At 67.6% G+C, this 12,734-nt stretch carries 11 protein-coding genes; 5 read left to right on the top strand and 6 right to left on the bottom strand.

What is annotated here, in order from left to right; all coding sequences use genetic code 11:
- The first annotated feature begins 202 nt into the window (after positions 1 to 202).
- The gene (locus DI276_RS31490) at positions 203 to 1,312 is read left to right on the top strand and encodes an SMI1/KNR4 family protein (RefSeq protein WP_112270102.1); all 1,110 of its coding nucleotides are present in this window, start codon (positions 203 to 205) and stop codon (positions 1,310 to 1,312) included.
- Here the strand turns inward: DI276_RS31490 and DI276_RS52515 are convergent.
- Complete coding sequence (locus DI276_RS52515; RefSeq protein WP_232837052.1) at positions 1,296 to 3,566, bottom strand: right-handed parallel beta-helix repeat-containing protein; 2,271 nt, start codon at positions 3,564 to 3,566, stop codon at positions 1,296 to 1,298. The genes DI276_RS31490 and DI276_RS52515 overlap by 17 nt on opposite strands.
- 591 nt (positions 3,567 to 4,157) lie before the next feature.
- On the opposite strand from DI276_RS52515, the gene DI276_RS31480 reads away from it, so the two are divergent.
- The 4 genes from DI276_RS31480 to DI276_RS53290 all read left to right on the top strand — a co-directional run bounded on the left by DI276_RS31480 (position 4,158) and on the right by DI276_RS53290 (position 7,120).
- Positions 4,158 to 5,000, top strand: coding sequence for a geranyl diphosphate 2-C-methyltransferase (locus DI276_RS31480; RefSeq protein ID WP_112270114.1), 843 nt, complete (start codon positions 4,158 to 4,160; stop codon positions 4,998 to 5,000).
- The gene (locus DI276_RS31475) at positions 5,000 to 6,064 is read left to right on the top strand and encodes a family 2 encapsulin nanocompartment cargo protein terpene cyclase (protein WP_112270100.1); all 1,065 of its coding nucleotides are present in this window, start codon (positions 5,000 to 5,002) and stop codon (positions 6,062 to 6,064) included. The genes DI276_RS31480 and DI276_RS31475 overlap by 1 nt, the downstream gene beginning before the upstream one ends.
- Positions 6,065 to 6,362: 298 nt before the next feature.
- A complete protein-coding gene (locus tag DI276_RS53295) occupies positions 6,363 to 6,608 on the top strand; it encodes a Ppx/GppA phosphatase family protein (protein ID WP_332874723.1) in 246 nt (81 codons plus the stop codon).
- On the top strand, positions 6,584 to 7,120 hold the full coding sequence (locus tag DI276_RS53290; protein WP_332874722.1) for a Ppx/GppA phosphatase family protein: 537 nt from the start codon (positions 6,584 to 6,586) through the stop codon (positions 7,118 to 7,120). Before DI276_RS53295 ends, DI276_RS53290 begins: the two co-directional genes overlap by 25 nt.
- Before the next feature lie 5 nt (positions 7,121 to 7,125).
- On the opposite strand, the gene DI276_RS31465 is transcribed toward DI276_RS53290, so the two are convergent.
- Genes DI276_RS31465 through DI276_RS31445 form a run of 5 tightly spaced genes read right to left on the bottom strand, consistent with a single transcriptional unit; the run spans position 7,126 to position 12,647 of the window.
- Complete coding sequence (locus DI276_RS31465) at positions 7,126 to 7,959, bottom strand: carbohydrate ABC transporter permease (RefSeq protein ID WP_112270098.1); 834 nt, start codon at positions 7,957 to 7,959, stop codon at positions 7,126 to 7,128.
- On the bottom strand, positions 7,949 to 8,836 hold the full coding sequence (locus DI276_RS31460) for a carbohydrate ABC transporter permease (protein WP_232837051.1): 888 nt from the start codon (positions 8,834 to 8,836) through the stop codon (positions 7,949 to 7,951). Before DI276_RS31460 ends, DI276_RS31465 begins: the two co-directional genes overlap by 11 nt.
- On the bottom strand, positions 8,833 to 10,032 hold the full coding sequence (locus DI276_RS31455) for an ABC transporter substrate-binding protein (protein ID WP_112270095.1): 1,200 nt from the start codon (positions 10,030 to 10,032) through the stop codon (positions 8,833 to 8,835). The genes DI276_RS31460 and DI276_RS31455 overlap by 4 nt, the downstream gene beginning before the upstream one ends.
- 15 nt (positions 10,033 to 10,047) lie before the next feature.
- Complete coding sequence (locus DI276_RS31450; protein WP_112270093.1) at positions 10,048 to 11,643, bottom strand: FAD-dependent oxidoreductase; 1,596 nt, start codon at positions 11,641 to 11,643, stop codon at positions 10,048 to 10,050.
- Positions 11,644 to 11,657: 14 nt separating this feature from the next.
- Positions 11,658 to 12,647, bottom strand: coding sequence for a LacI family DNA-binding transcriptional regulator (locus tag DI276_RS31445; protein WP_112270091.1), 990 nt, complete (start codon positions 12,645 to 12,647; stop codon positions 11,658 to 11,660).
- Positions 12,648 to 12,734: the final 87 nt, after the last annotated feature.

Genomic DNA, 12,734 nt, shown 5'->3' with positions numbered 1-12,734 from the left:
TGCTCAGTCCCGACGACTATGAGAAGTCACTCCGAGCGGCTGCCTGAACTTCTTAAGCCCCTGTCCACCGTTCGGGGTGAACCTCAGTGATCAACCAAACGATCCTAAACAGATAGCTGACACCAGGTGTGCCTCGGCCGAATGCCGAGGCACACCTGGTCGCGTAGGTTGGCCGGTGCAACGACGAGAAGGAGCGGTTCTGATGGGTTGTGCCGAGGACCTCGCGGCGCGTCTCGGCGTCAAGGGCGGGCCTGTGAACCACTACGACTGGGCAGCGGTCGAGTCATCCATCGGGCTGACGCTGCCCAACGACTACAAGGCGCTCGTGGAGATCTTCCCCGAAGGGACCTTCCAGGGCTTCGTCGAACTCATCCGACCTGGCGCAGTGAACTCGCCGCCCACCGAGTACCTCGGCTACTACGAGTACCGCCTGGAGGACATGCGCGCCTGGCGCCAGGACGAGCCAGGCCGGTTCCCATACCCGATCTTCCCTGAGCCCGGTGGCCTGCTGCCGTGGGGTGTGTCGCATCGTGACGGTTTGTTGTTCTGGCTCACCGAAGGTGATGATCCGGACAAATGGCCGATCGTGGTGGCACATCCGGAGTTCGAGCACTGGGCGAACCACGAGGGCCCTGTCTGCGGTTTTCTGGACGACGTCGTGTCCGGACGCTTCGATGGTGCTCCGTACGACATCGACCTCGGCGGTGAGCCCAACTTCGCGCCGACACCGCAGGCTGAACCCGCTGCAGCGCCGTCCACTCCGGTGTGGGTTCCGGCAGGGTTCGTCGATGAGCAGCCGTATGACGCCAGTGCAGCGCTGGCCGAACTCGTACCTCCCACCGCGCCACGGCGGTCGATCGACTGGGTGACCTTGCAGCAGCAGTTGGGCGGAGAACTGCCCGCGGACTACCGGGCCTTCATGGAGATCTACGGGCGCGGCACGTTCTGCGACATCACCGTGGTGAGCCCAGAAGAGATCCCCGCACTGATCGAACGGACGTACCGCAAGGCAGTGGCCAACCCGGTACGTCCACCACAGCTGTGCGTCCCGGTGATCCCCGAGCCGGACGGCATGATCCCGTGGGGATGGACGGCCGACGGCTGGACCTGTGGCTGGGTACCGCTCCAGCCAGACAACCCCGACAGCTGGGGAACAGTGCTGGCAGACCCGGACGTGCTCGGATATCAGCTGCACGCAGGACTCTCCTTCAGCTCGCTGCTGCTCAAGTACGCCACCGCCGAGGGAGCTGGGTTCGCGCTCGGCCGGACAACACCTTGGCGGGGCGCGCCAACGTTCACGCCGCTGACCTGACCTCGTTCGCGTCGCATGCGAGCCATCTGCGCCGTGCGGAGTTGCCGTGGCAGGCCCAGTTCGAGTTCGCCGATCCGATGTAGACGCCCTCGCCGTACCCCTGCTGCACCAGGCCGGCGTCGGTGATCGTGGAGTTCTTGATGACGCCGTCCGCGGACGAGCGCCGGAAGTGCACGCCCTCCTCGTCGGTCCTGCTCACCCGCACGCCGTCGATCGTGACGTGGTGGGAGTTGTCGAGGACGACGCCCTTCTTGGACTCCGTGGCGCTGAACCCCGTGAGGTTCCAGTGGGGCGCGTTGAACAGCCACAGGCCGTAGCCCGAGTCCCAGCCCGCGGTCGGCACCGGGCAGGGCGGTGCCGTGCCGGACGGGCCGTCGTTGATCAGCACGGCGGTCGACGGGCCGGCGAGCGTGATCGGCGCGCTCGCCGTGCCCGCCTTCGTGGTCACGAACGAGCCGCGGTACGTGCCGGGTGCCAGCGTGATCGTCTCGCCGGGTTTCGCGTTGGCCAGTGCGGCCTTCAGCTGTTCCGCGGTCGTCACGGTTGCCGGCGTCTCCTCGACGGGAGTGCCGGGAACGGTCTTGAGGAAGAGCGACCGGGCCGAGTCCGTGCGAGTGGCGTCCACGCCGTGACCGCCGGTGTAGTCGCGCTGCTCGTTCTTCGCCCAGTCCGCGATGGCCGTGCCGTCGACGTCGAGGTGCTGGTACGCGCTGCCGTTCCAGCCGAACTGGTAGATCCGCTGGCGGTCCGGGTAGTACGGCTCGTAAGCGCCGCCGGTGGACAGTTGCTTGGTCATCTCGTTGTTGAAGAAGACGTTGCGCGGCCCGGTGGCACCTGACCACTTCACGGCCTTCTTCCCGGCGCCCCACCAGATCGGGAACCAGTTCGAGTCGTCGGGCCCGCCGCCGCCTTCCTCACCGCAGTTCGCGCGGCAGTTGCCCGAGCGATGGGCGTAGGAGACGCGCACCGTGTTGAGCTCGAACAGGTTGTTGCGCTCCCAGCCGCCGTGCAGGTTCAGGTCGGAGTCGAAGTCGTTGCCCACCACGACGTTGCCGGACGCGGACCATTGAAAGGTGAAGTGCCGCAGGTTGCGCGAGGTGTTGCCGGCGTAGAGCGAGTCCCACACCCGCGAGCCGCGGAAGTAGCCGTTGCCGCCCTTGCCCTTGTTCCACGAGCCGTCGAGGTGGTTGTCGACGATCTGCAGGTTCTTGGCCTCCTCGGTGACGATCGGGTGCGACCCGGTCATGTCCGCGCGGATGCCCTTCACCCACGAGTTCGCCGCCCACTTGAAGACGATGCCGTGCATCTCGTCGGCCGGAGCCATGTTGCCGTAGTTGTTGACGGCCTCGGCGGGGTCGAGGTTCGGCATCGCCTGCGTGAAGCCGAAGTTCTCGAACCCGACGCCGAGGACCGGGTCCACCAGCGGCGACACCTTGGAGTCGTAGGTCGCCCCGCCGATCGCCGGTGAACCGTCCGAGGTGGAGTTGACCGGCACGTCGAACTCCAGCGGCTTGTCGAGCGTGACCGTCGTGCCGGAGACCGAGGTGACGGTGAAGATCTGCTGGCGCATGTGCATGTTCAGCAAGGGATACGTCGTTCCGGTCGCGAACTGCTGCTCGTAGAACTTGACCGAGTTGGCGGCGCGGACGTTGACCAGCGTGCCCGCCTTGATGTTCGTGACGGACTGGACCTGGATGATCCGGTCACCGGCCTTCGCGGCGACCTTGACCTTCGCGCCCGCCTTCCAGTGCACGTTGATCGTGCCCTCGAAGATGTCCTTGCGGTTCTCCGGCGCCGAGGCGTAGTCGCTCGCGTAGCTGGTGTGCACGCCGCGCGACTGCACCCGGAACAGGCCGCGGCCCGGCCACAGCCAGCCGCCCTTGCCCTGCCCGAACGTCATCCCGTCCTCGTCCCAGTCCGACCCGTCCGGCGTGAGCGCGTCGTAACGGGTGGTGGCGTCAGGGGAGTAGACGACCCTGGTGGTGGTGGCGCCGGCACCCCTGATGATCAGGTAGTCGGCGTCGACGTGGACCTCCTTCGACACCCTGAGCTCACCGGCCGGCAGGGTGATGAGGCTCAGCTTCGAATAGCTCGCGCTCGGCGAGCACTGCGTCCGGATCGAGTCGACGGCGGCCTGCAGCCCGGCGGTGTCGTCGGCCGAGTCATTCGGCTTGACGTTGAACTGCGAGGCGAGTTCGGCAGCCGTGATCTGACAACTCGCGCTCGGGTTCAGCTCATTGTTTCCGGGTAGCACGCCATTGCCGCGATACCCCGCTTTCGACCAGTCGTACAGGCCGGAAATAGGTGAACGCCGGTTTCCTGAAGAGACATCTAATCCGGTCAGCGCAGGTGCGGCAGTCGCAGTGGTTGCCGGAACGGCGAGTGAACCGATTAAGAGCAGGGTTAGCAGAGAGGTGGAGGTTCGCATCATTGACAACCCTCGTTCGGCAGGGCGGGGCCATTTCTTTGTAGTCGAAGGTTGCATATGTGTCAAACATTCACATTCTTGAAAAAGGGAATCCTGAAATGGTTTTCACTGACGGATTGTTGCCCGTTCGGACACCAAGGTGGGCCTGCCCGTGCCGCGGGCCGGAGTGCCGGGACTTCTTCCCTGTGGCATGGAATCTTGCCTCTTCTGTCATCCGGATGGACGCAGAGAACGCACGAAAGTGGGGGTATCGGCGGGGTAGTGCGGGGCAGGGAGAGCACCCTGATGCACCCTCCGGCGCACCCGTTCGTGTCCGAACCAACCCCTGATCGGCGGATCGCCGCCTGGGCCAAAGGCTGCAAAGGTCGGTTGCTGTTCGGCAGTGAGCGTTCCAACGAACAGGAGCACCACAGGATCATGGCGAGCCCCACTGTGAAGCCGGTTCTGCGCACCGACTACCAGCGTTCCGTCGCGGACTACTGGAACAAGGAGAAGGACCCGGTCAACATCAAGCTCGGTGAGGTCGACGGTCTTTACCACCACCACTACGGACTAGGTGCGTACGACCCGGCCGTGCTGGAGATGGGCGACGACGCGATCATCGCCGAGATGCACCGGTTGGAGACCGCGCAGGCCGAGGTGCTGCTCGACGCCTTCGCCGACATCCCGATCGGCGGCCACCTGATGGACGGCGGTTCCGGCCGCGGCGGCACGAGCTTCATGGCCAACGCCCGGTTCGGCTGCCGGGTCGACGGCGTGAGCATCTCCGAGCAGCAGGTGGCGTTCGCGAACAACCAGGCCGTCGAACGCGGTGTCGCGGACCAGGTCCGGTTCCACTTCAAGAACATGCTCGACACCGGCTTCGAGACCGGCTCGTTGAACGGCATCTGGACCAACGAGACCACGATGTACGTGGACCTCCAGCAGCTGTACGGCGAGTTCGCGCGGCTGATCGCGCCCGGCGGCCGGTACGTCTGCATCACCGGCTGCTACAACGACCTGACCGGCGGCCGTTCGCGCGCGGTCAGCCAGATCGACCAGCACTACATCTGCAACATCCACCCGCGCAGCGAGTACTTCAAGGCCCTGGCGGACAACGGGTTCGTGCCGATCAGCGTGGTCGACCTGACGCCGGACACCATCCCGTACTGGGAGCTGCGCGCGAAGTCGTCGGTCGCGACCGGCATCGAGGACCCGTTCCTCACCGCGTACAAAGAGGGCTCGTTCCACTACCTCTTGATCGCGGCGGACCGCGTCTGATGAGCAACCTGCTTTCCGGGCCGTCCGGGCTGGGCACTTCTGCTGCCCGGCTCGGGCGGCCCGAGGCCGTCGACCTGCCACCGGTGCCCGGCTACGCGGAACGTCCGTGGGGTGACGGCACGGCGCCCGCTCTTTACGTCCCGGTGGTGGAGCGCGAGGACGACCTGCTGGCCGCCGCGGTCGACGAGCGGCTCGTCGGGTGGGCGGAGGGGTGCGGTTTCGAGGAGCCGGAACGGTTCCTGGGCGGCAAGTTCGGCCGTCTCGCCGTGCTCACCCACGTGGACACCGACGACGTCGAACAGCTGCTGATCGCCGCGAAGCTCAACGCGGCGTGGTGGGCGGCCGACGACCTGTACGCCGACAGCACGGAGATGGGCGCGATCCCGGCCGAGCTGCCACCGCGGCTGGCACTGGCCATGGCCGCGATGGACCCGGTGGCGCCCGCCGCCGAGTTCACCGAGGAACTGGAGGAGGTCCTGGCCGCCGACCCGGTGCTGGTGGGCCTGCGGTCGGGCATCGCGCACCTGTCGTCACGCAGCACACCCACTGTGGTGCAACGGGTCTGCTACTCGACGTTCGCGATGTTCGTGTCGTGGAGCGCCTACGCGGCGTGGCGGCACACCGGCAACTACCCGCCGGCCTGGCAGTACCTCGCGACCAGGCAGCACGACACCTTCTACACGTCGATGACGCTGATCGACGCGGTCGGCGGCTACGAGCTGCCCGCGCCGCTGTACTACGACCCGCGCGTGCGGCAACTGCTGACCGCCGCGGGCACGGCGTCGGTGATGGTCAACGACCTGGTGTCGGTGGAGAAGGACGCCGCCGACGAGAAACCGGTGTGCAACATGGTGCTGCAGATCGCGGCGGACCGGGAGTGCTCGATCGCCGAGGCCACTGCCCGGACCGTGGAGCTGCACAACCAGCTGGTGCGCGACTTCGAGGCCGGGCACAAGGCGCTGCTGGCGGTTCCGTCGGTGGAGCTGCACCGGTTCCTGAAGGGCACCAAGGCCTGGATGGGCGGCGGCTTCGAATGGCACACCACGCATCCGCGCTACAAGTAGCCGCTCGGGGTCCCGCAGTGTTGGCGGGACCCCGAGCGGGTATGCGCGATGCATGCGATTAGGTGTGCTCGACATCGGATCGAACTCCGCGCAGCTGCAGATCGTGGACGTGCGGCGGGGTGCGCCGCCGTTGCCCGCGCACGCGGTGAAGTAACCCACGCTGCTCGGCGAGGAGATCCTGCCGGACGGGTCCATCAGCGACGACGGCGTCGAACGGGTGGTCAGGGCGGTGGGGGACGCCGTGACCACCGCCAGCTGACACGGTGTCGACCAGCTGTATCCGTTCGCGACCTCCGCGGTGCGCGACGCCACGAACCGCGAGGAGGTCGTCGACCGCATCCAGCGGGTCGTCGGGATCCGGCCGCAGTTCCTCGACGGTGAGCAGGAGGCCAGGCTGACGTACCTGGCGGCGCACCGCTGGTACGGCTGGTCCGCCGGCCGGTTGCTGCTGTTCGACATCGGCGGCGGCTCGATGGAGATCGCACTGGCCGGGACGCCGACCCGGACCTGGCGTTGTGAATGCCTCTGGGCGCCGGGCGGCTGACGCGCGCGATGCTGGCGCACGATCCGCCGAAGCGGTCGGAGGTCAGGGCGCTGCGCCGGTACGTGCGCGAGACGTTGAGCGAGGTGGTCGACCGGCTGCGCTGGGAGAGCGTGCCGCGCAACGTGGTCGCCACGTCCAAGACGTTCAAGCAGCTGGCCCGGTTGGCCGGTGCGCCACCGCAGCGCGAGGGCCCGTTCGTGCGCCGTGTGCTGACGATGAACGACGTCCGCGACTGGATTCCGCGGCTGGCGCGGATGTCGGCGGCGCAGCGGGCGCGGTTGCGGGGTGTGTCGCAACCCAGAGCTCGGCAGATCCTGGCCGGGGCGGTCGTCGCGCACGCCACGATGAGCGCGCTCGGGGTGGAGCGGCTGCGGGTGTGTCCGTGGGCGTTGCGCGAGGGGATCATGTTGCGGCACCTCGAGACCAACGCGAGTGGCAGCGCCGAACTGCCGTTGCAGGCGCTGGTGCGCAACGACCAGCCGGACGCCACGGTCACGCCGTTGCACCAGTGAAGCGGTCACCCCTTCACGCCGGTGTGCGCCAGACCTTCGATGAACTGCCGCTGCGCCAGCACGAACACCACAAGGATCGGCACGGCGGTCATCGTGGCGGCGGCGAGCTGGACGTTCCACATCGGACCGCCGTAGATGTCCACGAACTGGGTGAGCGCCTGCGGCAGCGTGAACATGTCCGGTGTGGACAGATACACGATCGGCTCCAGGTAGAGGTTCCACGAGTGCAGGAACGTGAAGATCGCGACCGCACCCAAAGCGGGCCTGGCCAGCGGCAGCGCCACCCGGTAGAAGATGCCGGCGCGCCCGAGCCCGTCCATCCGCGCGGCCTCCTCCAGTTCCGGCGGCAGCGCGATGAAGAACTGGCGCATGATGAAGATCGCCAGCACGCACGGGGCCCCGAAGATCGGCACGATGATCAGCGGCCAGTGCGTGTTGGTGAGGCCGAGCGACTGGAAGAGCTGGAACAGCGGCACGATCGTCACCTCGCTCGGGATGAGCAGGCCCGTCAGCACCACCACGAACAGCACGTTCTGGCCGGGGAAGCGGATGCGCGCGAACGCGTAGCCGGCCAGCGCCGCCACGGCCATCGTGCCGATCGTGACGACCACCGCGATGTAGAGGCTGTTCCAGTACTGCTGCCCGAACGGCTGCATCCGGAACACCTGCTCGTAGGTGGAGAACGTCCAGTCCGACGGCAGCAGCGACTCGGAGAAGATCTCGCTGATCGGCTTCATCGACGAGGTGACCATCCACCACGTCGGGAACACGAACGGCACGCACAGCAGGCAGAGAAGTCCGTAGAGCGCCACCTTTCGCTTGTTGACGTCACCGCTCATGCAGCACCCACTTCCGGCGCATCTGCCACTGCAGCAGGGTCAACGCGGCGACGATGACGAACAGCAGCACCGAGAGCGTCGCGCCGTAGCCGAAGTGGTGGAACTGGAACGCCTGCTGGTAGAGGTAGTAGATCAATACGGTGGTGGACGTGCCGGGGCCGCCCTGGGTGAGCACGGCGATCTGCGCGAACACCTGCAACGAGCCGACGATCGTGATGATCGACGTCAGCAGGATGGTGGGGCTGATCAACGGGATCGTGATGCGGCGGAAGCGGGTCCACACACCGGCGCCGTCGATCTTCGCCGCCTCGTACAGCGGCGCGGGCACGCCTTGCAGCGCCGCGAGGAACAGCACCATGTTCAGGCCGACGTTCTTGATGACCTGCACGACGATCACCGAGATCATCGCGGTCGAGTCGCCGCGCAGCCAGTTCGGGCCGTCGACGCCGAAGAACCCGAGCAGGCCGTTCACGCTGCCCTCCGGTTGCAGCACCAGTTGCCAGACCAGGGTCCACGCCACCAGCGACACCAGGACGGGGGAGAAGAACAACGTCCGGAACACGGTGGTGCCGCGGAGTTTCTGGTTCAGCAGCACGGCGAGCAGCAACGCCAGCGACAGGTTCAGCACCACCAGACCAGCGGCGAACCAGGCGGTGGCGACGAGAGAGTCCCGCAGCTTCTCGTCGCTCAACAGTTGCTGGTAGTTCTCGGCGCCGATGAACTCGAACGTGCCGCCGAGCACGTTCCACTCGTTGAGGCTGTACCAGCCCACCAACGCCAGCGGGATGAGCACGAACGTGAGGCTGCCGAACAACGCGGGCGCGACGAACAGGTAGCCGACCAGGTTGTCGCGCCTGCGGTACGTCCAGAACGTCACTTGCGCTCCAACAACGGCTTGATCTTCGTGCAGACGTCGTCGAGGACCGCGCCCACCTGAGCATCCGGCTTCCACAGCGGGTCCAGCGCCGCGCGGATCGTCTGGTTCAGCTCCTCCTGGCCCTGGTGGCTCGGCTTCACCACGCCCTTGCTGATGCCCTCGACCACGACCGACTGCAGCTGCTCCGGCCGGATCAGCGGGTTGCTCTTGGCCAGGGTCTGGGCGTTGAGCAACGACGACCGCACGGACGGGAAGAACTGCGCGAGCTTGGCGGAGTTGGCCTCGTTGGTGAAGAAACCCAGGAAGTCCGCGGCCGCCTCGGCGTTCTTCGACCGCTTCAGGACGCCGACACCGGCCTGGCCGATCACCGCGTAGTCGCCCTTCGGCCCGGACGGCAGCGGCATGAGCGTCCAGGTGAACTTGGCGTCCTTCAACGCCCCCGCGCGCGAGATCTGGCTGATGGCCATCGCGGCGTTGCCCGCGAAGAAGTCCACGGTCGTGCCAGGGCCGGGAATCGCCTTGTCGGTGAAGATCGCCTTGTGGACGAACGACATCGCGTCCTTCATCTCAGCACTCGAAAACCCGCACGACCGGCCGTCCTCGCTCCACGCGTTGGCGCCCCAGCCGCGCCAGATCGCCGAGAGCACCGCCCAGTTCTGGTACTTGAAGTCCGGCAGCACGAGGCCTTTGCCGGCAGCGGAGGCCGCGATCGCCTGGTCCCACGTCCACCGCGCCGGCACGTCCTTGACCAGGCTGGTGTTCACGAAGAGCCCGAACGGCGAGGTGGAGAACGGGTACGCGTAGAGCTCGCCGTCCTTCTCCCACAGCTTGGTTGCGGACGGCGTGAGCTCGTCGGCCTTCTCGATCTTGCCCTTGATCGGGGCGAGCGCGCCGGAGGAGACGAAGTCCGGTGCGGACTCCTCCAGGATCCACGCCAGGTCCGGCGCGTTGCCGCCGGCGATCTGGGTGGTGAGCGTGGTGGTGTAGCCGTCGGCCGGGATCGAGTCGAACTTGATCTCGGTGACGTCCGGGTGCGCAGCCTTGTACTCGGCGGCGATCTCGTTGAGCAGCTTGAGATGCGCCTCGTTGGCGGTCCACACGGTCATGCGCAGCGACTTCGGGCCGGACGCGGCGGATCCGCTGCACGCGGTCACCGCGAGCAGCCCGGCGAGGATGAGTGCTAGCAGCCTGGACATCGTTGTCTCCCTGGGCTAGTAACCGGACACGTCCGGCCAGCGGAGCTCGACCCCGTCGCGGCCCAGCCGGTGCTGGAAGTCCGCGAGCAGGCCGGGGGTGTTGCGCACCGCGCGAGGGGTGACTCGGTGCGCCAGGCAGAAGTCCGCGAGCGCGCCCGCGACCTCGCCGACGTTCCACTCGACCGGGTGCAGCCGGTGGGAACCGTTGGTGATGTGGGTGGTGCCGATGTTCTTGCCCGCGGGCAGGAGGTTCTCGACCCGTTGCGGGATGAGCGCCCCGAGCGGGATCTCGAACGGGCAGCTCGCGACGTCGAGGTAGTTGTCGCCGCCGGTCGACGGGTGCAAATCGATGCGGTACATGCCGACACCCACAGCGTCGGCGTGCTGCACGGCGCCCTTGTCGCCGCGCACGGCGAGCGAGAGGTCCTGCTCGACGATCGTGTACTCGGCCCTGATCCGCCGGGACTCGCGGATGTAGGGCGCCTGCGCCAGACCGTCCGCGCTGCCGGTGACGTCCCCGCGCAGCCGCAGACCCGGAAATCCCGTGCCGCCGTCCGGGCGTGGTGCCTCGGTCTGCAGCCAGTGGAGGACGGATTTGGAGAGCTCGCGCGCTTTCGCGATGTGGTCCTGAGCGTCCGGCACGTCGATCACCGGCGACTCGAAGTAGTCGATCATCGGCCAGTTCACCAGGCAGATGTCGCTCGCGTAGGCGCCGTCGACGAAGTTGCGCCGGGCGGCGATGCGGCGGAACGTCCACAGGTTGCTGTCGCCCGCGCTCAGCCGCTGGTCGGAGACGACGCTGTGCGGGTCATCGTCGGGGTTGGGCGTGAAGGTGCGCTCGGCGATGGTGAGCGTGCGCGGATCGGGGGAGCGGAACGACAACATTCGGTCGCCCCAGTAGTCCGGCTGGTAGTCGCGCCAGAAGCCGTACCGTGCGGGCCGGTCGATCGTGTGGTCGCCGTCGACGTGGTCGATCGCGAAGCACACCGACATCGCCTGCATGTTGGCCGGCTGCGCCGCTTCCGGCGCGCTGGGCTCCCCGGTGTCCAGTGTGGACTCGAAGCCGGTCACGTACTCGGTGCCGGACAACGGGAGCAGCTCGCCGGTCTCCGTCGCGTCCAGGACGTACGGCGCAGAAAGCTCGATCTGCTCGCCGTCGTGCTCCACGGTGACCGACACGATCCGGTCGCCGTCCGTGCGCGCCTCGACCGGCCTGGCGGGCTGCAGCACGGTGAGCTTGCCGCTGCCGCGATACGGCGCGAGCATCTCTTCGATCACCGCCACGGCGACGCGCGGTTCGTGGCAGAGCCTGCTCACGTTGCCCGCGCCGGGGTTGAGCTCTCGCCACGCCCGTGCGCGCGGGGTCAGCGGGTAGTGGCGGCGGTAGTAGTCGCGGATGCCGTCTCTGAGCGCCCGGTAGCTCGCGGTGACACCGAACCGCTCCACCCAACTGTGCTCGTCGGGTGGCACGGCCTGGCTGGTCAGCTGCCCGCCGAGCCACTCGAACTCCTCGGCGAGCACCACGCGGCGACCCGCGCGCAGGAGTGCCAGCGCGGCGGCGACACCTCCGAGCCCGCCGCCGACGATGACGGCGTCTGCGTTGTCCTGCAAGGGTTTCCTCCTGATCAACCCAGCGTCGAACCCGCGACGAACTCGCAGGTCAGCAGCTCTCGGGGTGTGGTGCCGTGCTCGATCACCTCGGTCAGCGCCTGCACCGCCCGGCGCCCCATCTCCCGGCGGGGAATGCGGAAACCGGTGAGGTCGAGGTCCTGAGGGGCAGGTCGGGTAGCGGCGCCGAGCGTGAGCACCGAAAGATCACCAGGTACCGACAGGCCGCGCTCGCGAGCGGCGAGGACGAGCGCCGCACCATCGGAGACCTCCTCGGCGAGCACAGCCGTGATCCCCGCACCGAGCAGCGGATCCAGGCCGGTGAACGGCACGTGGACGCCGTCGACACCATGTGCGGCAACCGCTTCACGAAACCCGCGCAGCCGGTCGGCCGACGACTCCGCACCCTTGCCGGCACCCGCGTAAGCGAACTTGCGGTGGCCCAACGCAACCGCGCGGTCGACCAGATCGCGGACCGCCGCCGGGTAGTCGGCGCCGACGTGCGGCACCGCGCCACCGGCGTCGTCCCGCCGCCCGATCGACACGAACGGAATCCCCTCGGTCAGCAGCTGCGCGAGGTCGTCGCGGTCGACGGTGCGACCGAGCAGCACGCAGCCGTCGGCGAGGCGGATCCTGCTGTCGTCGCTGAAGATCCGCCGCCGGCCACCGGCCGCCTTGGCGCTGGTGAACAGCAGCAGGTCGCAGCCGGCCTCCTCGGCCTGTTCCTCGATGCCCTCGAGGAACGGCTGGTAGAAGTCGGCGCGCGTGCTCGGGAAGACCGCCTCGTAGGTGAACACGCCGAGGATGCGGTTGCGCTGGTCGTGCAGCCTGCGGGCGATCGGGTTGGCGACGTAGCCGGTCCTGCGGATCACCTCCAGCACCCGTGCGCGGGTCTCCGGCGCGATGCGGACGCCGCCGTCCTGCCGGTTGTTGAGCACCAGCGACACCGTGGCCTGGCTGACGCCTGCCATCCGGGCGATGTCCTGCTGGGTGAGCCGCTTGGCCATGAGCACCTGCCAATTCGAATTGGCAGGGAGTCTGCGTCAGCACCCCGTACGCCGTCAACCCTGTAGTAATTCGAATTAGCATCTTGA

Source organism: Lentzea terrae (assembly GCF_003265345.1).
Classification (GTDB): Bacteria; Actinomycetota; Actinomycetes; order Mycobacteriales; family Pseudonocardiaceae; genus Lentzea; species Lentzea terrae.
Note: the sequence above shows the minus strand (reverse complement) of the source record. Positions and strands in the feature narration are given on the sequence as shown.

Bases quoted from the DNA above. Each gene is read 5' to 3' on its own strand.
- DI276_RS31455 (WP_112270095.1), bottom strand. From the start codon at position 10,032: ATGTCCAGGCTGCTAGCACTCATCCTCGCCGGGCTGCTCGCGGTGACC.
- DI276_RS31490 (WP_112270102.1), top strand. From the start codon at position 203: ATGGGTTGTGCCGAGGACCTCGCGGCGCGTCTCGGCGTCAAGGGCGGG.
- DI276_RS31445 (WP_112270091.1), bottom strand. From the start codon at position 12,647: ATGGCCAAGCGGCTCACCCAGCAGGACATCGCCCGGATGGCAGGCGTC.
- DI276_RS31475 (WP_112270100.1), top strand. From the start codon at position 5,000: ATGAGCAACCTGCTTTCCGGGCCGTCCGGGCTGGGCACTTCTGCTGCC.
- DI276_RS53290 (WP_332874722.1), top strand. From the start codon at position 6,584: ATGCCTCTGGGCGCCGGGCGGCTGACGCGCGCGATGCTGGCGCACGAT.
- DI276_RS31465 (WP_112270098.1), bottom strand. From the start codon at position 7,959: ATGAGCGGTGACGTCAACAAGCGAAAGGTGGCGCTCTACGGACTTCTC.
- DI276_RS31480 (WP_112270114.1), top strand. From the start codon at position 4,158: ATGGCGAGCCCCACTGTGAAGCCGGTTCTGCGCACCGACTACCAGCGT.